The following is an 18,088-nucleotide window of genomic DNA, read 5'->3' as shown; positions in this document are numbered from 1 at the left end:
GGATGGCAGATATCTTAATCGTTGATGATGAAGCAGATATTCGTGAGCTTGTTGCTGGTATTTTAGATGATGAAGGTTATGAAACACGTGTTGCGTGTAATTCTGATGAAGCATTAGCGCAAATTAGTGAGCGTGTTCCAAAGCTCATTTTTTTGGATATTTGGTTGCAAGGAAGTCGTCTAGATGGGTTAGCGCTGCTTGATGAAATTAAAATGCGATATCCTGCTCTTCCAGTGGTGATGATTTCTGGTCATGGTAATATCGAAACGGCTGTTTCAGCTATAAAACGAGGAGCGTATGATTTCATCGAGAAACCTTTTAAAGTTGATCGGCTTGTATTGGTAGCAGAGCGAACTCTTGAAAATTCAAATTTAAAACGTGAGATTTTAGAATTACGCAAACGCTCTAATGAGACATTGGAATTGCTTGGAACATCAACGGCTATCAAAAACTTGCGTCAAATCATAGAAAAAGTCGCGCCAACCAATAGCCGTATCATGATTACGGGTCCCTCAGGAGCGGGAAAAGAGATGGTTGCACGTTCCATTCACGCGCTTTCAATACGTTCGAATGGGCCATTCGTTACCATAAATGCTGCAACGATTACTCCAGAAAGAATGGAGATAGAATTGTTTGGCAGCGAAACGGAAAGTGGTGAGCGCAAAATTGGAGCATTAGAAGAAGCGCATGGTGGAATATTATATCTTGATGAAATTGCTGATATGCCTCTTGAGACTCAAGGTAAGATTCTTCGGGTATTGACGGGACAAACATTTGAGAGGGTTGGTGGTACAAGACGTGTTAAGGTGGATGTTCGTATCATTTCTTCCACGGCACAAAATCTTGAAAATCTCATTTCTGATGGACGTTTTAGGGAAGACCTTTTCCACCGTCTTTCCGTTGTTCCCATAACGGTGCCGTCACTTTCCGCGCGTCGTGAAGATATCCCAGAGCTTGTACGCTATTTTGTTAAAACAATATCGCAGCAGGTGGGTATTAAGCCACGTGAAATTGGTGATGATGTGATCACTATTTTGCAAGCACATAATTGGCCGGGTAATGTGCGCCAGCTACGCAACAATATTGAGCGTCTTCTCATCCTTGCACGTGATGGCGATGATCCAATAACAGCAGAATTTCTTCCCAATGAAGTAAGTGATTTTTTACCAAGCTTTCAAATGAATACAGATGAGAGCATCATAGACTTACCATTGCGTGAAGCACGGGAATTGTTTGAAAAGAGATATTTAGAAGCGCAAATTGGGCGCTTGGGTGGAAATATATCGCGTACAGCTGAATTTATAGGTATGGAGCGTTCTGCTTTGCACCGTAAGCTTAAAGCACTTGGAGTTTCATAGATTATGCGTGTTATTATATGCGGAGCAGGGCAGGTCGGTTATGGGATAGCGGAGCGTCTTTCTGCTGAAAATCACGATGTCACTGTTATTGATATTGAGACAAGATTGATTGAAAAAATTCGTGATACGTTAGATGTGAGAGGTTTTGTTGGTCACGGATCACGACCTGAGGTCCTTTTGGCAGCTGATGCAGACAAAGCCGATATGTTGATTGCCGTCACTCTCTTTGATGAAGTCAATATGGTTACGTGTCAGGTTGCACACTCATTGTTCAATGTTCCCACGAAAATAGCCCGTATTCGCTCACAGTCCTATTTAGAGCCACGCTATAAAACGCTTTTTTCTAGAGAAAATATTCCCATTGACGTGGTTATTTCGCCAGAAATTGAAGTTGGGGAAATGGTTTTACGTCGTATGGCTTTCCCTGGTGCAATAGATGTCCTTTATTTTTGTAATGATGATATTGTTGCATTAGCTCTGGAGTGTATGGAAGATTGCCCGGTGATTAATACACCTTTGCGTCAGTTAACAGAGCTTTTTCCAGATCTTAGAACAACAGTCACCGCTATTAAACGGGGCTCAGAACTATTAATAGCGCATTCAGAAACGCAATTGCGTGTTGGTGATGTGACCTATCTTGTTGTTGCGCGTGATCAGATGCGTCGTGCAGTTGGACTTTTTGGCCATAAGGAACAAGATGCGCATCGCATGATTATTGCAGGCGGTGGCCACATTGGTCTCTATGTTGCTCAGGCGATTGAAAAGCGCCTTCATAAATTAAAGTTGAAGATTATAGAATCACACAGGGAGAGGGCACTCACAATTGCCGATCAACTCGAAAAAACAACGGTTTTATATGGTAACGTGTTAGACCCAGTCATACTTCAAGATGCTGGAATTAATCAAGCTGATTTAATGATTACATTAACTAATCAAGACCAAGTTAATCTTTTGAGTGCCATTATCGCTAAAAGATTGGGATGCAAAGCCAATATGGTTTTGATCAATAATGTTGCTTATCAAGAATTTAGTCGTGCAGTTGGTGTAGACGCCTATCTTAATCCACATAGTGTTACTATCTCAAAAATTTTGCAACAAATGCGACGTGGGCGTATTCGTGCGGTTCATTCGGTTTTTAATGGTCGAGCAGAAATTATTGAAGCGGAAGTAATGCAAACATCCTCATTGGTTGGTCAAGCCTTATCTGAATTGAACTTATCAGATGGTTTAAGAATTGGTGCAATTTATCGCAATAAGACGATCATGCAGCTTTCGGCGGATACACGTATTTTGTCGGGAGATAGAGTAGTCATCTTTGCTTTTGCTGATAAAGTTCGTGATGTTGAACAATTATTTCGTGTCAGTTTAGAATATTTTTGATACACTTTTCACGAGTGTTTACACTTTTTGATGTGAAGACAATGAGGATTGGGGGATAAGCTTTGTTTGTTTTCAATGGTTAAAGCTGGACAATGCGTTAGATTTTTTAGTTATGATAAAAATAGATAATCACCTTGATGTTGTTGAATTGTGTGAGTCCGAATCAATTCTATCACGTTCAGTTCTTGCCGTGATCTTCATTTGTTTGATGATAGGTGGGGAGGGTACAAGTGTTCAGTTTTTAGATTTTTTTGTGTTATGCTGATGAGATATCAGCAAACTGTTTGGTGAGATACAGATTTATTTAATGAACAATTTCATCCAGCGCCAATAAGGTTTGGTGTGCAAGAGAAAATGCTGTAAGAGTTAAACATTTGTGCATTTTATTTTCCATTCAACAATCCTATTATAAAGGTGTTTGATGACTATTTTGCAGAAACAGAAATGGTTTTTCATAAAGTTGAATTTAGATTACCTTGTTGGAAATCATTCTGGTTAAAGCAGAAGAAGATGCCACTCTACTGGGAAATTTGGAAATGATGGGGTTGTTCGATAAATCAAACAGTATATTATCTTCATAAAGTAAAGGAAAAAGAAACTTTTATTATTTGGATGGGGTGAAAAACTGAATGTATTTTTGATCGAGATCTTTGGCGTTGAACTGCTTATAGATATGAGTCTAATGGGATTTCACTTTCATAGAAAGGGAATAATTATTCAAAAGCTTCAAGAAGCTTTTACCATTGGGCAATATCTTGCATTTTTGGTGCAGATGATTTTTTCAGATGCGGTTATTATTGCTATTTTAACCAGTGAGATTTTAATTTCGCTTAAAGAGCATTGGTATGACTTACGTAAGAGGAGAATATTAAACTGTGGAGGAAAACATTGAATGCATAAAGAGCGTTTCTTATATGAATGGAAAGTATAAAACATGAGTGATCCAATGAAAACAGCATTAAGTCTTGTTCCTATGGTGATTGAGCAGACTAATCGCGGCGAGCGGGCCTATGATATTTTTTCTCGTCTTTTAAAAGAGCGGATTATTTTTATTAATGGTCCCGTTGAGGATGGTATGGCAATGCTTGTTTGTGCACAATTGCTTTTTTTGGAGGCTGAAAATCCTAAGAAAGAAATTAGCCTTTATATTAATTCTCCAGGCGGTGTTGTGACATCTGGGATGGCAATTTATGATACGATGCAGTTTATCCGCCCTCCTGTTTCCACGCTTTGCATGGGACAGGCAGCTTCTATGGGGTCGTTGCTTTTAACAGCTGGAGCAAAAGGTCACCGTTTTACATTGCCTAATGCACGCATCATGGTGCATCAACCATCTGGTGGTTTTCAAGGTCAGGCTTCAGATATTGAGCGGCATGCGCAAGATATTATAAAGATGAAACGGCGTTTAAATGAAATTTATGTGCAACATACAGGTCAGGATTATGAGGTGATTGAAAAAACTCTTGATCGTGATCATTTTATGACAGCAGAAGAGGCAAAACAATTTGGTTTAGTTGATGACGTGATACAATATCGCGCAGAAACTGAAGAGGAAAAAGATTAAGAATTGTTATAGAAAAAGTAGCTACCCTCAGTTAAGAGTTTTGTAAAAACTATCGCAAAAATAAGAAAAATACTTAAAATAGAGTGAGACATGCATGTTTTAGATGTCTTATAATTTCGTTATGAAACACTTCCTTTGAAAAAGATGAAGTATTCATATACTGCTGTGAAAGGAAAGAGAAATGAGCAAAATTGGCAATAGCGGGAGCGAAGCAAAAAATACTCTCTATTGCTCGTTCTGCGGCAAAAGTCAGCATGAGGTGCGTAAACTCATCGCAGGTCCCACCGTATTCATTTGTGATGAATGTGTAGAGCTTTGCATGGATATTATTCGTGAAGAAAATAAATCTTCTGGAATTAAGACACGCGATGGTGTTCCTACTCCGCAAGAAATTATAACAGTTCTCGATGATTATGTCATTGGTCAGCAACATGCAAAGCGTGTTCTTTCCGTGGCTGTCCATAATCATTATAAACGGCTTGCGCATCAGTCTAAGAGCAATGATATTGAGTTGGCAAAATCAAATATTCTTCTTGTTGGTCCAACAGGGTGTGGTAAAACTTATCTTGCACAAACTTTGGCGCGTATTATTGATGTCCCTTTTACGATGGCAGATGCAACAACTTTGACTGAAGCGGGCTATGTGGGTGAAGATGTCGAGAATATTATTCTAAAGCTTCTTCAAGCTGCTGACTATAATGTTGAACGTGCACAACGTGGTATTGTTTATATTGATGAGGTTGATAAGATTTCTCGTAAGGCGGACAATCCTTCTATTACAAGAGATGTTTCGGGGGAAGGTGTTCAGCAAGCATTGTTAAAAATTATGGAAGGAACGATTGCTTCTGTTCCTCCTCAAGGGGGTCGCAAACATCCACAACAAGAGTTTCTTCAGGTTGATACAACAAATATTCTGTTTATTTGTGGAGGTGCTTTTGCTGGTTTAGAACGAATTATTTCAGGACGTGGTGAAAAAACATCTATTGGTTTTTCTGCGACAGTTAAAGCTCCTGATGAGCGTTGTGTGGGGGAAATTTTTCGAGATCTAGAGCCTGAAGATCTTATAAAGTTTGGCTTGATACCAGAGTTTATTGGTCGTCTCCCTATTGTAGCAACCTTAGAGGATTTAGATGTTAATGCGCTTGTTCAAATTTTATCACAACCTAAAAATGCGTTGGTAAAACAATATCAGCGTCTTTTTGAGATGGAAAATGTCGAGTTAGCATTTCATGAAGATGCTTTACGTGTTATTGCTAGAAAGGCAATTGAGCGTAAAACGGGTGCGCGTGGCTTACGTTCTATTATGGAGAAGATACTTCTTGAAACGATGTTTGAGTTGCCAGCTCTTGAAGGTGTTGAAAAGGTGGTCATTTCAAGTGATGTGGTTGATGGGAAAGCACGCCCTCTTTATATTTATTCAGAACGGGCAGAAGATAAAGAAAATGTATCGGCATGACATCGTGCGATATGAAAAGTGGTCGTAAATATCATTGCAAGATGGATATTTCTGGATATTGTAGTCATAATGCTTGATTTGTGTGTTTGCAGTTACCACTTCATGTATTGTAGAAAGCAAGAGGCTTTCTACGAGCAGGTTTGTATAGCGGGTAGATCATAGGCTCCAGAAAGGAGAGTTATGCAGTATATTGATGAAAATATAGATGAGACAAGAGAGGAGCTTTATGCTGTTTTACCTCTTCGTGATATTGTTGTCTTCCCCCATATGATTGTTCCACTTTTTGTGGGTAGAGAAAAATCAATCCGTGCTCTTGAAAAAACAATGGCGGTTGATAAACAGATATTGTTGGTGACGCAAAAAAATGCTTCTGATGATGATCCAAAATCAGAAGATATTTACGACATTGGTACATTTGCTAATATTCTTCAACTTTTAAAGCTTCCTGATGGAACGGTAAAAGTTTTGGTGGAAGGAACTGCGCGTGCAAAAATTAGCCAATTTGCTGCGAATGAGGATTATCATCGAGCTTGTGCAATTGTTACAGAAGAGCCGAGAGAGAGTGATGTTGAGATTGAAGCCCTTTCAAGATCTGTGATTTCTTATTTTGAAAATTATGTAAAACTGAACAAAAAGATTTCTCCCGAAATTGTCAATGCTATTGGCCAGATTGATAATCCTTCTAAGCTTGCCGATACAATTGCTTCTCATTTGGTGATTAAGCTTTCAGAAAAGCAGGAAATATTAGAGCTGTTGCCTGTAAAAAAACGTCTTGAACGTGTTCTTTCTTTCATGGAAGGAGAAATTTCTGTTTTGCAGGTTGAAAAGCGTATTCGTTCACATGTAAAACGGCAAATGGAAAAGAACCAACGGGAATATTATCTCAATGAGCAGATGAAAGCTATTCAGAAAGAGTTAGGAGCCGGTGATGATAGCCGTGATGAGCTCTCTGAATTAGAAGAACGTATCAAGAAAACAAAGCTTTCGAAAGAAGCGCATGAAAAGGCTGAGGCAGAATTAAAAAAATTACGAAATATGTCTCCGATGTCTGCTGAAGCAGCCGTTGTTCGTAACTATCTTGATTGGTTATTGGCAATGCCTTGGGGTAAAAAGTCTAAGATTAAAAATGATTTAGATTTTGCTGAAAAGGTTATGAATAATGAGCATTTTGGCCTTGAAAAAGTCAAGGAGCGAATTGTTGAATATCTTGCAGTGCAAAGTCGTGCCTCAAAGATAAAGGGTCCTATTATTTGTTTGCTAGGTCCTCCAGGAGTAGGGAAAACATCATTAGCGCGTTCTATTGCAAAAGCGACGGGGCGTGAGTATGTTCGTATTTCATTAGGAGGAGTGCGGGATGAAGCAGAAATTCGTGGGCATCGCCGGACATATATCGGTTCTATGCCTGGAAAAATTATTCAGTCTATGAAAAAATCTAAAAAATCTAATCCGCTTTTCTTGCTTGATGAAATTGATAAAATGGGGCAAGACTTTCGTGGAGATCCTTCATCAGCTTTATTAGAAGTTCTTGATCCTGAACAAAACAGTACATTTATTGATCATTATTTGGAAGTTGAATATGACCTTTCTGATGTCATGTTTATAACAACTGCAAATACGCTTAATATTCCAGGACCGTTAATGGATCGAATGGAGATTATTCGTATTGCCGGCTATACTGAGTATGAAAAAATAGAGATTGTTAAACAGCATCTTTTACCAAAAGCGCTGAAAGATCACTGTTTGTCTAAAAAAGAGTTCAGTGTTTCTGATGATGCTATTAAGGCAATTATCCAGTTTTATACACGTGAAGCAGGTGTTCGTAATCTTGAGCGTGAATTGATGAAGATTGCACGTAAATCAGTTACAAAAATTCTTAAAACACAGCAAAAATCTATAAAGGTTACTGAAGATAATATAAGTGATTTTCTGGGCGTTAAACGTTACCATTACAACCAGATTGAAGGAGAAAATCAAGTTGGTATTGTGACAGGCCTTGCATGGACAGAGGTCGGTGGAGAACTGTTGACCATTGAGGGCGTGATGATGGCAGGTAAAGGTAAAATGACTGTGACTGGGAACTTGCGTGATATTATGAAAGAATCAATTTCAGCAGCGGCATCTTATGTACGTTTTCGTTCTGTTGATTTTGGTATTGAGCCTCCACTTTTTGATAAACGCGATATTCATGTTCATGTTCCAGAGGGCGCTACACCCAAAGATGGTCCTTCAGCAGGGATTGCAATGGTGACGGCAATTGTTTCCGTGCTTACAGGGATAGCTGTGTATAAAGATGTTGCAATGACTGGTGAGATTACTTTACGTGGGCGTGTTTTACCGATTGGTGGATTGAAAGAAAAATTACTTGCAGCTCTGCGAGGGGGTATAAAAAAGGTCCTTATTCCTGAAGAAAATGCAAAAGATTTGGTTGATATTCCTGATGATGTCAAAAATAATATGGAGATTATTCCTGTTAATCATGTGAGTGAAGTTCTCAAATATGCTTTGGTTCGTTTTCCTGATCCTATTGAATGGACAGAGCCTTCTACGGTGCCTGTATCTATCAGGACTGAGAGTGACAGTGAAGGAATCCAGATTGCACACTGATTCATGCATTTAATTTATCACAGCCTTTTCAAAGGAAGAAGGAGGCATTTTTACGGTTATTGTTTTTTATTCTTTTGAAAAAAGTAAAAAATTCCGTGAATAACTGTAATTATTGCTAAAAAAGCAATGTCTTGGATAAAAATAAGGCTTCTGTTTGCTGTACTTTTCAATAAACTAGCTGATAACACGGTTAAGTTGTGTTATTTGGTAATATTAGGGAAAGGAAATGTTTAATGAATAAAAGTGAATTGATTAGCTCAGTTGCTGAAAAGGCAGGTGTTTCAAAAGCACAAGCAGGATCTGTTATCGATGCCTTTATGGCTTCTGTAACAGAAGCTTTGGTTTCAGGGGGCGATGTTCGTCTTCCAGGGTTTGGTTCTTTTGAAGTTTCTCATCGTGCAGCCACAAAGGGGCGTAATCCTTCAACTGGTGCTGAAATTAACATTCCAGCGCGTTCTGTGCCTAAATTTTCTGCAGGAAAAACCCTTAAAGAAGCTGTTAATAACAAATAATTGAGGCCGCAAAAAACCCGCTTCATTTATAAGCGGGTTTTTTAAAAAAGCATTTGTGTGTTTTTTATATAGGGGTTGGCAATATGTGTTTGTTTCAAGCGCTTATGGCGTTCTTTTGTTTTGGATGTTGTTCTTGGTGTTGTTTGAAGTGGGCTGTAGATTATATATTGAGATGAGTTTATTTTAGCATTTTCAATAAAATGCTTCGTTGTAGAAGGCTCTGTAAGTTACTGAAAGAATAATTGTAGTTTGATTATGCTATTATGCTTTTTCATTTTAGGAGAAGTTATAGCGCTATTTAGCGACGTATTATATAGGCATTTTAGTATATATTTCATTGTTTGTAATGCTGCAGTGCGTGTGGTTATTTCTAATGAGGGATGAGTAGGCTGTATTTGGGGGCTATTCTTAACAGTTATTTATAAACCTAAACTTTCATGTTGTATAACAAATGGTAAATTATATTGCTATTGGTTAAGACAATCAGTAATAAACAAGTTTTGCAATTATTTTTCAGAGATAGAGTGAGATCTGTTTTGTAAACGGAAGAGGGTGGCTATCTTATAAAATAAAACTAGGAGATAATAAATCGAGAAGAATGTTTTAGAATCATTTTATTCCTTGTTTTGTTAGCCATTTAATACAATCATTAAGAGCTCTAGCGGTTATATCTTGCTTTTTTGCTAATTTTTTTTCTTTACTTGGCAAGCGTTTTTCTGAGGCTTTAGTGGAATCAATAGGTGGAAAAAGTCCAAAATTGATATTCATAGGTTGAAAGGATTGTCTTTCTGTTTCTTTTGCTACAATGTGTCCATCTGTAATATGGTTTAAAAGAGCACCAAAGGCTGTGGTTTTTGGTGGGAGGTGAGGGGTGTTCTGATGATACTCAGCAGCAGCAAATCGCCCTGCAAGAAGCCCTATCGCCGATGATTCTACATAGCCTTCACATCCAGTAATTTGCCCAGCAAAGCGTAATTTTGGCCTGTTTTTTAAACGAAGAGTTTCATCAAGGATGAGGGGTGAATTAAGATATGTGTTGCGATGAAGTCCACCAAGGCGTGCGAATTCAGCGTTTTTAAGACCAGGAATCATTCTAAAAATACGCACCTGTTCACTATATTTTAGTTTTGTTTGAAATCCGACCATATTATAAAGAGTTCCAAGTTTGTTATCTTGGCGGAGTTGGACGACAGCGTAGGCTTTAACGGTGGGGTTATGGGCATTGGTTAAACCCATAGGCTTCATAGGTCCATGTCGGAGGGTTTCAAACCCGCGTTCAGCCATAACTTCAATGGGTAAGCATCCGTCAAAATAAGGTGTTTTTTCAAAGTTGCGGAATTCTATTTTTTCCGCATTTTTTAATGCTTGAACAAATGCTTCATATTGTTCTTTATTAAGGGGACAATTAAGATAATCCTTTCCTGTTCCCTCAGGTCCGATTTTATCATAGCGCGATTGATACCAACAAATATTCATATCAATACTATCGGTATGAATAATAGGTGCGATGGCATCAAAAAAAGAAAGAGATTCTATTCCCGTTATTGCTTGTATTGCTTGGGCAAGTGCTGGTGAGGTAAGGGGGCCAGTGGCAATGATAATATGATGCCAATCTTCAGGAAATTCTTGAATTTCTTCACGTTCTATTGTTATAAGAGGATGATTTTCGAGTGCTGTGGTAATGTTTTTTGAAAAACCATCACGATCAACGGCAAGAGCGCTTCCTGCTGGTACTTTATTGGCATCTGCAGCCTTCATGATGAGCGATTTTGCTAATCGCATTTCAGCATGTAACAGTCCTACGGCATTTGTAGATGAATCATCGCAGCGAAATGAATTTGAACAAACCAGTTCTGCAAGCTGATTCGTTTTGTGGGCATCAGATTTTTTTTGAGGCCGCATTTCATGCAAAATGACAGGGATTCCTGATTGAGCGATTTGCCAACTTGCTTCACTGCCTGCAAGACCACCGCCGATGATATGAATTGGAGTATTAAATGTATGAGACATGATTTGGTTTTTAGCGGAAGCTGATTTGTATGAAAAGGGCAGAATTTGTTTTTATAATTTACTAAGATAACGTGTCTTTAGATTTTTTAATATATTTGTTTGCTTTTTTTCTCAACTTAGTGGTATAGAAACGACGCCTATATAAGGTTACTGGCTTGTGAGTTTGAGCGGATGTGGCGAAATTGGTAGACGCACCAGATTTAGGTTCTGGCGGGAGACCGTGGGGGTTCGAGTCCCTCCATCCGCACCAAAGGGATTTCTTGAGCACTACAGATTTCTACGTGTTTGAAATTCTGCTTTATGGTGGTTTGACGCTCAAGTGTTGAAATGTAATGATTATCAGAGTGGGTTTAACTCTCTCCTCAGAAAAATGAAGGTTGTTTATGCAGGTTACCGAGACGCTTAATGAAGGACTGAAGCGCGAAATTAAGATCGTGGTTCCGGCGAAGGATTTAGAAGAAAAGTTAAATGAACGGTTGGATGATACTAAGGGTAAGGTTAAGCTGAATGGTTTTCGTCCCGGTAAGGTACCGGCTGCACACCTGCGAAAGATGTATGGTAAGTCTTTTATGGCGGAAATCCTTAATGAGATTCTCAATGAAACGCCTAACTCTGTTTTGGCGGAGCGTAATGAACGTTCAGCGATGCAGCCGCAAGTTGATGTCAGTGAAGATGAGCAGATTTTGGATGGTAAAGCTGATTTTGTCTTTAGTCTAAAATATGAAGTTTTGCCAAAATTTGAAATTAAAGACTTTGAACATATTGAGGTTACCCGTGAAATTGCGACCGTTCCTGAACAAGAGATTGATGGTCAAGTAGAGCGTATCCTTTCTTCTACGCGGAGTTATATGCTGAAAGATGGTCCTTCTGAGGAAGGTGATCGTGTAACAATAGATTATCTTGGGAAACTTGAGGGGGTTCCTTTTGAAGGGGGAGCTGATAACGGTGCACAATTGATTCTGGGATCAAAACAATTTATTCCTGGTTTTGAGGAACAATTGATTGGTGTAAAAGCAGGTGATACGACAACAATTTCTGTTAAATTCCCTGATAATTATAGTGCAACACATTTGGCAGGTAAGAATGCAGAATTTGATATTACTGTTAAAGCTGTTTCTAGGCCAGATGAGCTCAAGATTGATGATGAAGCAGCGAAAAAAGTTGGTTTAGAATCTCTAGAGCGCCTGCGTGAAGTTGTTCGTGGACAAATTGAAAGTCAATATGGTTCAATGACACGTCAGAAAGTTAAGCGTCAAATTCTTGATGCTTTAGATGCTGATTATGATTTTGAAATTCCTGAAGGACTTTTGGAGATTGAATTTAACAATATATGGGCTCAGGTTAATGATGACTTGAAAAAAGCGGGGCGCAGTTTTGAAGATGAAGGTGTGATAGAGGAACAAGCTCGGGAGGAGTATCGTGCGCTTGCACAGCGTCGTGTTCGTCTTGGTTTGGTTCTTTCTGAAATTGGAATGAAGGTTGGTGTTCAAGTCAGTGAGGATGAGATAAACGCAGCTGTTTTTGATCAGGTACGCCAATATCCTGGACAAGAGAAAGAAATTATGGCGTTTTTCCGTAAGACTCCAGAAGCTGTGGCAAATCTACGCGCGCCGATTTTTGAAGAAAAAGTCATTGATCATTTGCTAGCAAAAATAAAAGTTACAGATAAAGAGGTAACAGTTGAAGAGCTCATGAAGGAAGATGACGAAGCAGATTTAACGGAAGAGAAGCCGAAAAAGACAAAATCTGCAGTAAAAGCGAAAGAGAAAGCTCCAACGAAAAAAAAGACATCAAAAAAAGATTAATATGAAAACAAAATAAGCCCGATGAACTCGGGCTTTTTCGTGAGATTTATATTCTAGACTTGCACTGAGAGCAGTTTTAGATTAGCCATCAGGTATATTTAAAAATATTGATAGTGGATTAGCAATGGATATCATTGATACGCGCACTCCTGATTCTAAGCGTTTCATCTCTGGAGTTACAGGTGATTGGGAAGTTATCATTGGCATGGAGGTTCATGCGCAAATCATATCGAATTCGAAGCTTTTTTCAGGTGCGTCAACCAAGTTTGGTGCAGAACCAAACAATCATGTATCGCTTATTGATGCAGCTATGCCTGGTATGTTGCCTGTTCTTAATCAAGAATGTGTTCGTCAAGCAGTTCGAACAGGTTTGGGATTAAAGGCGCGTATTAATCTACAGTCTGTTTTTGATCGTAAAAATTATTTTTATCCAGATTTACCGCAAGGGTACCAAATTTCTCAATTTCGTTATCCTATCGTAGGAGAGGGAAAGATTCTCATATCTGTTGGTCCGGATTCAAATGGTCAGTTCGAAGACATTGAAATTGGGATTGAGCGTTTACACCTTGAACAAGATGCTGGAAAATCGATGCATGATCAGCATCCAACCATGTCTTTTGTAGATCTGAACCGTTCTGGTGTCGCTCTTATGGAAATTGTTTCTAAGCCGGATATGCGCTCAGCAGATGAAGCCAAGGCCTATATGACCAAATTGCGTACGATTGTTCGTTATTTAGGGACTTGTGATGGCAATATGGATGAAGGTTCTATGCGTGCGGATGTTAATGTCTCAGTTCGTCGCCCTGGTGAAAATTTTGGAACGCGCTGTGAAATAAAAAATGTGAATTCTATTCGCTTTATCGGGCAAGCGATTGAGTATGAAGCACGTCGTCAAATTGCAGTTTTGGAAGATGGTGGTGTTATAGATCAAGAAACGCGGCTTTTTGATGCTGTTAAAGGTGAAACGCGCTCTATGCGTTCAAAGGAAGAAGCGCATGACTATCGTTATTTTCCTGACCCTGATCTTTTACCATTAGAATTTGATCAGGCGTTTGTTGATGCTTTGGCAGCTGATTTGCCAGAATTGCCTGATGAGATAAAGATTCGTTTTATCAAGGAGATGGGATTAACGGCATATGATGCCTCCATTCTTGTAACGGAAAAAGCCATTGCTGATTATTTTGAAAAAGTAGCGCACGGGCGTGATGGCAAAACAGTTGCCAATTGGGTGATTAATGATCTTTTGGGTGCCTTGAATAAAAATAATCGTGAGATTGAAGAAACGCCAGTATCACCAAATCAATTGGGGGGGATTATTGATCTCATCAAAGAAGGGGTTATTTCTGGAAAAATCGCCAAAGATCTTTTTGAAATTGTTTGGAACGAAGGTGGGGATCCGCGTCAAATTGTAGAAGAGCGCAATATGAAGCAGGTCACAGATATAAAGGCTCTTGAGAACGCTGTTGATGAGATTATTGCCAATAACTCTGATAAGGTTGCACAAGCAAAACAAAAGCCTGCCTTAGCGGGTTGGTTTGTTGGGCAGGTCATGAAAATAACGGGTGGTAAAGCAAATCCTCAAACTGTTAATGCATTGATTAAGAGAAAACTTGGCATAGATTAAGTTTTATGGGGTAGAGGAAAATTTATAAATATGATATTTCTCAAAATTGAGGAATATGGCTGTGTTTGTCGAATGGAGTTGTGGTTAATTTTACCGTTCGGGTTTGATTTATAGTAATCTGAAATGTTATGACAAGTTTATTCCAGTAATTATTCATAGGTATATGAAGAAATGGATGAGGGATGCCTGTTTTTTTGAAGCGAATCTTTACATGGTGGAATGGTAGTACCATAGGCACACGTTTTTTTACATGGCGTAAGGGGAAGCGTGTAGGGGAAGATCAGTTTGGGAATGTTTATTATGAGGGGGGTACTCATAAGGATGGTTACCCGCATCGCTGGGTTATTTATAAAGATTATTCTGAAGCTTCTACTATTCCACCAGGTTGGCATGGTTGGATTCATCATCGTTGTGATATTCCTCCAACGCAGGAAGATTATCAACAGTATGAATGGGAAAAACCTCACGTTGCAAATATGACCGGAACAAGCCAGGCTTATCGTCCAAAGGGTGCTATTCCTTACAACAGTGAAGATTCTTATGGGCATGAAGACTATGATGCATGGTCTCCTAAAAATTAAAATATTTTGATGTGTGCAATGTATTTTTCTTGTTTGCATTATATTTATAAATGAAATTTTCTAAATGTGATTGATTGAATGTGATGAGAGCTGTTTTACTGTCAGGGTTGAGGCATTTTTTAAATGTTTATTGTGTAGGAATTATCGTGGTTTTGTCCTTAATTTTTGGAGTACATGCTGAACGTGTTAGTAATGGGATTGCTGTTTTTTCCGGACTTGATAAAATTACGGGACGAACGACGCGTTTTGAGGTTCCTCTTGGTGAAGTTTACCAATATGGTGCTTTGCGGGTAACACCGCGTGCGTGTTATACAAGCTCCAAGGATGAGGCAACGCGGACGACAGGTTTTGTTGAGGTTGATGAGATTTCACTAGATAAAAAAGTGCGGCGTATTTTTACAGGCTGGATGTTTGCTGATAGTCCTGGCTTGAATGCTGTAGAGCATCCTATCTATGATGTGTGGTTAAAAGATTGCAAACAAAGTTCTCCAAAGCTTTCTTCTCAATAATCATTTTTCACAAATGAGAGATGACTCAAAGGCGTGTTTTATTCATTTCATCATTCTTTCTTAGCAGCTGAATGCAGTTTTGAGAGTAAGGGTGCTGGAATACTGAAAGGGAGAGAAGGCGTTCTTATTTTCACATTTTACAGGCAGGTTCTCTATTTTCTGTTTAGGATAGGTTTTTAAATTTTAACGACCGAATGCCAAACGATAAGGTATCATAAAAACACCATAAATCAGTGGAGGGGATTTTGTTTTATGGGTAGTGTTTTGTTTTTTTTGATCGAAAATGCGTCAAACAGATGAAGCATAAACAGCAGATTCTCTTTACAACAATGTCTCAGGTATTTGAATGATTCTCATTTAGATTGTTCATCGTGCAGAAGTTTTGAGAATCACATTTCAAATTAAAAATATTTTATACAAAATACAAGGATTCACGGTGAGATATGGGGGTAGGAGCGAGAACTGAATGGATATGAAGTTTAAACATGATCAAAACGGATAGATCGTTTGTGTGAAAAAACGTATCACTTCGATACAGACTATGAGATGTTATGCAATGAAAAATGCCAATAACCAATCTAAGAACACTTCATTTTTATTAGAGAAATCTAGGGAACCATTATTAAATGTTCCATTTATTATCGTTGTTTTGATAGCACTTTGTTCTTCTATCTATTTTATTCCGCAGTATTTTTTCTCCCATAAGCTCTATACTGCAAGCCTTGAATTTTTTTCATTTATACCAGGCGCCTTTAAGGCTAAGCCATTAGAGTTCTGTCATACTATTGTGAGTTATTCATTTATGCATAGTAGTTTGAAACATCTAGCTCTTAACATGGTTTGGCTTTTAATTTTCGGGTCCATTTTAGCAAGACATTTGGGTGATTTGCGTTTTATAATTTTTTGGATATTAACAGCAATTATTGCTGTATTGACTTATTTTATCTTTCATCAAGAGAGTGTGGTACCGCTTGTTGGGGCCTCGGGTGCTATATCGGGCATGATGGGTGCTGTGATACGTTACATTTTTTCTTTGAGAGATCTTGGTGCTACCATCCAAAATAAAAAGTTTTTAGGCCCTTTATTGCCTCTTAAAAAAGCTCTATACTCGAAGGAGGTACTTATTTCTATAGGTGTATGGTTAAGTATTGATTTTATGATTGGTCTTTCCTCTTTTTTCTTTGAAGGAGAGAGTGTTTCAATTGCGTGGGAGGCGCATATTGGTGGTTTTATTTCAGGCTTTTTTCTCATCGGTTTTTTTGATTTTTCGCAGAAAAAATGCAAAACTACGATCTAAGATATTTATGAGCCGCATAGAGTGCTATTGCTGCTGCATTTGAAACATTTAAGGATTTAATATTTCCCGGCATATCAAGACGTGTTAATGCGCAAACGGTTTCGCGTGTTTTTTTTCGCAAGCCTTTTCCTTCCGCCCCTAAAATAAGGGCAATTTTTGTTCCTGTGAAGGCTGTTTCTAGAGGATATTCTCCTTCTGAATCGAGTCCAAAACTGCTGAAACCGATTCGGTGCAGTTCTTGGAGTGCTTCCGCGAGGTTTCGTACGGTGATATAGTTAATCATCTCTAGGGCTCCAGAGGCAGCTTTAGCAAGAACTCCGCTTTCTTGGGGGGAGTGGCGACAAGTGGTAATAAGTGCTTCGGCTTTAAATGCAACGGCAGAGCGCATAATAGCACCAACATTATGGGGATCAGTAATTTGATCCATAACGATAACAAGATCGGTACTGGTTAGCTCAGACAATTGGCATGGTTGAAGAGGCTCCGTCTCGGCAACAACGCCTTGGTGAACTGCATCACTCCCAACCAGCGCATCGAGTTGTTTGGGGGAGCATAATGTAACAGGACAAGGCAAATCTGATTCGGAGATATTTAACCGTTTCAAGGCATTTTGTGTAACATGGAGTTCTCTAAAAATTCTTTTTGGGTTTTTTAGAGCGGCATAAACCGAATGGATACCATAAAGGCGGATTGTTCCCTTTTGCAAGGGTGCGGCTTCCTTTTTGAAGTATGTTGCAGATCGAGAAGGGAAGCCTTTTGCATCACGATATTGTCGACGCAAACGGGCATAATGAGCATTTTGTGATGTTTTATCTTTCATAGCTTTTTTTATAGCGTGTTAATGGCACAAATAGATAGAAAAAAGTTGTGGTTTAAAATTATTAGCGGGAAATTTGTACAGAATTATATTTATTCTGTTGACAGATGCGATAGTAATCGCCATAACCAGCCCGCAGCCATTAAATTGAATGGATCAAGATTTGGCTGTAGTGATGCCTCATCGCGCAACTCTGCCGATGTAATGGAGGGGTGCCCGAGTGGTTAAAGGGGGCGGACTGTAAATCCGTTGCGTATGCTACGTTGGTTCGAATCCAACCCCCTCCACCATTCATCGCAGGGAGAGTTCGTGTGTCGTGTGCGGGTATAGCTCAATGGTAGAGCAGCAGCCTTCCAAGCTGAATATGCGGGTTCGATTCCCGCTACCCGCTCCAGAGAGTTGTTAGTGCTTGGGTAAAAGATCACGATGGAGGAGTGTTTTTATCATCAGTTGGATGGAATTTTCTGTTTAAGAGTTCTAGTGGTTGAATTTGGTGCAGTGATTTCATTCAGTTTCAGGATCCTGTTTTTTGGGTGTTAAGCAACAAGAGAGAAACAAAGCAAGAGATTGA

At 39.0% G+C, this 18,088-nt stretch carries 14 protein-coding genes and 3 tRNA genes; 15 read left to right on the top strand and 2 right to left on the bottom strand.

The window, feature by feature from the left end:
• Positions 1–2 precede the first annotated feature (2 nt).
• The 7 genes from ntrX (at position 3) to BN67_RS09105 (ending at position 8,874) form a co-directional block, all read left to right on the top strand.
• Entirely contained in the window at positions 3–1,358 is a 1,356-nt protein-coding gene (gene ntrX, locus BN67_RS09140) for a nitrogen assimilation response regulator NtrX (RefSeq protein WP_019223805.1), read from the top strand.
• A 3-nt stretch (positions 1,359–1,361) separates the two neighbouring features.
• A complete protein-coding gene (trkA, locus tag BN67_RS09135; RefSeq protein WP_019223804.1) occupies positions 1,362–2,738 on the top strand; it encodes a Trk system potassium transporter TrkA in 1,377 nt (458 codons plus the stop codon).
• 682 nt (positions 2,739–3,420) lie between these two features.
• On the top strand, positions 3,421–3,630 hold the full coding sequence (locus BN67_RS15010) for a hypothetical protein (protein WP_244427053.1): 210 nt from the start codon (positions 3,421–3,423) through the stop codon (positions 3,628–3,630).
• Between the two features lie 42 nt (positions 3,631–3,672).
• On the top strand, positions 3,673–4,302 hold the full coding sequence (clpP, locus tag BN67_RS09120; RefSeq protein WP_019223801.1) for an ATP-dependent Clp endopeptidase proteolytic subunit ClpP: 630 nt from the start codon (positions 3,673–3,675) through the stop codon (positions 4,300–4,302).
• 181 nt (positions 4,303–4,483) lie between these two features.
• A complete protein-coding gene (gene clpX / locus BN67_RS09115) occupies positions 4,484–5,758 on the top strand; it encodes an ATP-dependent Clp protease ATP-binding subunit ClpX (protein ID WP_019223800.1) in 1,275 nt (424 codons plus the stop codon).
• A gap of 180 nt (positions 5,759–5,938) precedes the next feature.
• The gene (lon, locus tag BN67_RS09110; protein ID WP_019223799.1) at positions 5,939–8,362 is read left to right on the top strand and encodes an endopeptidase La; all 2,424 of its coding nucleotides are present in this window, start codon (positions 5,939–5,941) and stop codon (positions 8,360–8,362) included.
• Positions 8,363–8,595: 233 nt separating this feature from the next.
• Positions 8,596–8,874, top strand: coding sequence for an HU family DNA-binding protein (locus BN67_RS09105; protein WP_019223798.1), 279 nt, complete (start codon positions 8,596–8,598; stop codon positions 8,872–8,874).
• A gap of 609 nt (positions 8,875–9,483) precedes the next feature.
• Here BN67_RS09105 and trmFO read toward each other — a convergent pair.
• Positions 9,484–10,884, bottom strand: coding sequence for a methylenetetrahydrofolate--tRNA-(uracil(54)-C(5))-methyltransferase (FADH(2)-oxidizing) TrmFO (gene trmFO / locus BN67_RS09100; RefSeq protein WP_019223797.1), 1,401 nt, complete (start codon positions 10,882–10,884; stop codon positions 9,484–9,486).
• Between the two features lie 167 nt (positions 10,885–11,051).
• Here trmFO and BN67_RS09095 point away from each other — a divergent pair.
• The 6 genes from BN67_RS09095 to BN67_RS09070 all read left to right on the top strand — a co-directional run bounded on the left by BN67_RS09095 (position 11,052) and on the right by BN67_RS09070 (position 16,700).
• Positions 11,052–11,134 (top strand) — tRNA-Leu (locus BN67_RS09095).
• 133 nt (positions 11,135–11,267) lie between these two features.
• On the top strand, positions 11,268–12,689 hold the full coding sequence (tig, locus tag BN67_RS09090; protein WP_019223796.1) for a trigger factor: 1,422 nt from the start codon (positions 11,268–11,270) through the stop codon (positions 12,687–12,689).
• Between the two features lie 124 nt (positions 12,690–12,813).
• Positions 12,814–14,313, top strand: a complete 1,500-nt coding sequence (gene gatB, locus BN67_RS09085) for an Asp-tRNA(Asn)/Glu-tRNA(Gln) amidotransferase subunit GatB (RefSeq protein WP_019223795.1) — start codon at positions 12,814–12,816, stop codon at positions 14,311–14,313.
• 182 nt (positions 14,314–14,495) lie between these two features.
• The gene (locus BN67_RS09080) at positions 14,496–14,894 is read left to right on the top strand and encodes an NADH:ubiquinone oxidoreductase subunit NDUFA12 (RefSeq protein WP_019223794.1); all 399 of its coding nucleotides are present in this window, start codon (positions 14,496–14,498) and stop codon (positions 14,892–14,894) included.
• Positions 14,895–14,977: 83 nt separating this feature from the next.
• The gene (locus tag BN67_RS09075; RefSeq protein ID WP_019223793.1) at positions 14,978–15,403 is read left to right on the top strand and encodes a DUF2155 domain-containing protein; all 426 of its coding nucleotides are present in this window, start codon (positions 14,978–14,980) and stop codon (positions 15,401–15,403) included.
• A gap of 556 nt (positions 15,404–15,959) precedes the next feature.
• Positions 15,960–16,700 (top strand): rhomboid family intramembrane serine protease, encoded by a 741-nt coding sequence (locus BN67_RS09070; RefSeq protein WP_019223792.1) that lies wholly within the window; start codon positions 15,960–15,962, stop codon positions 16,698–16,700.
• Here BN67_RS09070 and BN67_RS09065 read toward each other — a convergent pair.
• Complete coding sequence (locus tag BN67_RS09065) at positions 16,690–17,520, bottom strand: TrmH family RNA methyltransferase (RefSeq protein ID WP_019223791.1); 831 nt, start codon at positions 17,518–17,520, stop codon at positions 16,690–16,692. The two genes, BN67_RS09070 and BN67_RS09065, sit on opposite strands and share 11 nt — an antisense overlap.
• Positions 17,521–17,723: 203 nt before the next feature.
• Between BN67_RS09065 and BN67_RS09060 the strand changes: the two genes are divergently transcribed.
• Positions 17,724–17,807, top strand: a tRNA-Tyr gene (locus BN67_RS09060).
• A 30-nt stretch (positions 17,808–17,837) separates the two neighbouring features.
• Positions 17,838–17,911: transfer RNA gene (locus BN67_RS09055), tRNA-Gly, on the top strand.
• Positions 17,912–18,088 lie beyond the last annotated feature (177 nt).

The sequence above is a fragment of the Bartonella rattaustraliani AUST/NH4 genome, from assembly GCF_000312565.1.
GTDB classification, from domain to species: Bacteria; Pseudomonadota; Alphaproteobacteria; order Rhizobiales; family Rhizobiaceae; genus Bartonella; species Bartonella rattaustraliani.
Note: the sequence above shows the minus strand (reverse complement) of the source record. Positions and strands in the feature narration are given on the sequence as shown.

Excerpts from the sequence above, each read along its gene's own strand:
- BN67_RS15010 (WP_244427053.1), top strand. The coding sequence starts at position 3,421 with ATGGGATTTCACTTTCATAGAAAGGGAATAATTATTCAAAAGCTTCAA.
- BN67_RS09070 (WP_019223792.1), top strand. The coding sequence starts at position 15,960 with ATGAAAAATGCCAATAACCAATCTAAGAACACTTCATTTTTATTAGAG.
- tig (WP_019223796.1), top strand. The coding sequence starts at position 11,268 with ATGCAGGTTACCGAGACGCTTAATGAAGGACTGAAGCGCGAAATTAAG.
- BN67_RS09080 (WP_019223794.1), top strand. The coding sequence starts at position 14,496 with ATGCCTGTTTTTTTGAAGCGAATCTTTACATGGTGGAATGGTAGTACC.
- gatB (WP_019223795.1), top strand. The coding sequence starts at position 12,814 with ATGGATATCATTGATACGCGCACTCCTGATTCTAAGCGTTTCATCTCT.
- trmFO (WP_019223797.1), bottom strand. The coding sequence starts at position 10,884 with ATGTCTCATACATTTAATACTCCAATTCATATCATCGGCGGTGGTCTT.
- ntrX (WP_019223805.1), top strand. The coding sequence starts at position 3 with ATGGCAGATATCTTAATCGTTGATGATGAAGCAGATATTCGTGAGCTT.
- trkA (WP_019223804.1), top strand. The coding sequence starts at position 1,362 with ATGCGTGTTATTATATGCGGAGCAGGGCAGGTCGGTTATGGGATAGCG.
- clpX (WP_019223800.1), top strand. The coding sequence starts at position 4,484 with ATGAGCAAAATTGGCAATAGCGGGAGCGAAGCAAAAAATACTCTCTAT.
- BN67_RS09065 (WP_019223791.1), bottom strand. The coding sequence starts at position 17,520 with ATGAAAGATAAAACATCACAAAATGCTCATTATGCCCGTTTGCGTCGA.
- BN67_RS09075 (WP_019223793.1), top strand. The coding sequence starts at position 14,978 with ATGAGAGCTGTTTTACTGTCAGGGTTGAGGCATTTTTTAAATGTTTAT.
- BN67_RS09105 (WP_019223798.1), top strand. The coding sequence starts at position 8,596 with ATGAATAAAAGTGAATTGATTAGCTCAGTTGCTGAAAAGGCAGGTGTT.
- clpP (WP_019223801.1), top strand. The coding sequence starts at position 3,673 with ATGAGTGATCCAATGAAAACAGCATTAAGTCTTGTTCCTATGGTGATT.
- lon (WP_019223799.1), top strand. The coding sequence starts at position 5,939 with ATGCAGTATATTGATGAAAATATAGATGAGACAAGAGAGGAGCTTTAT.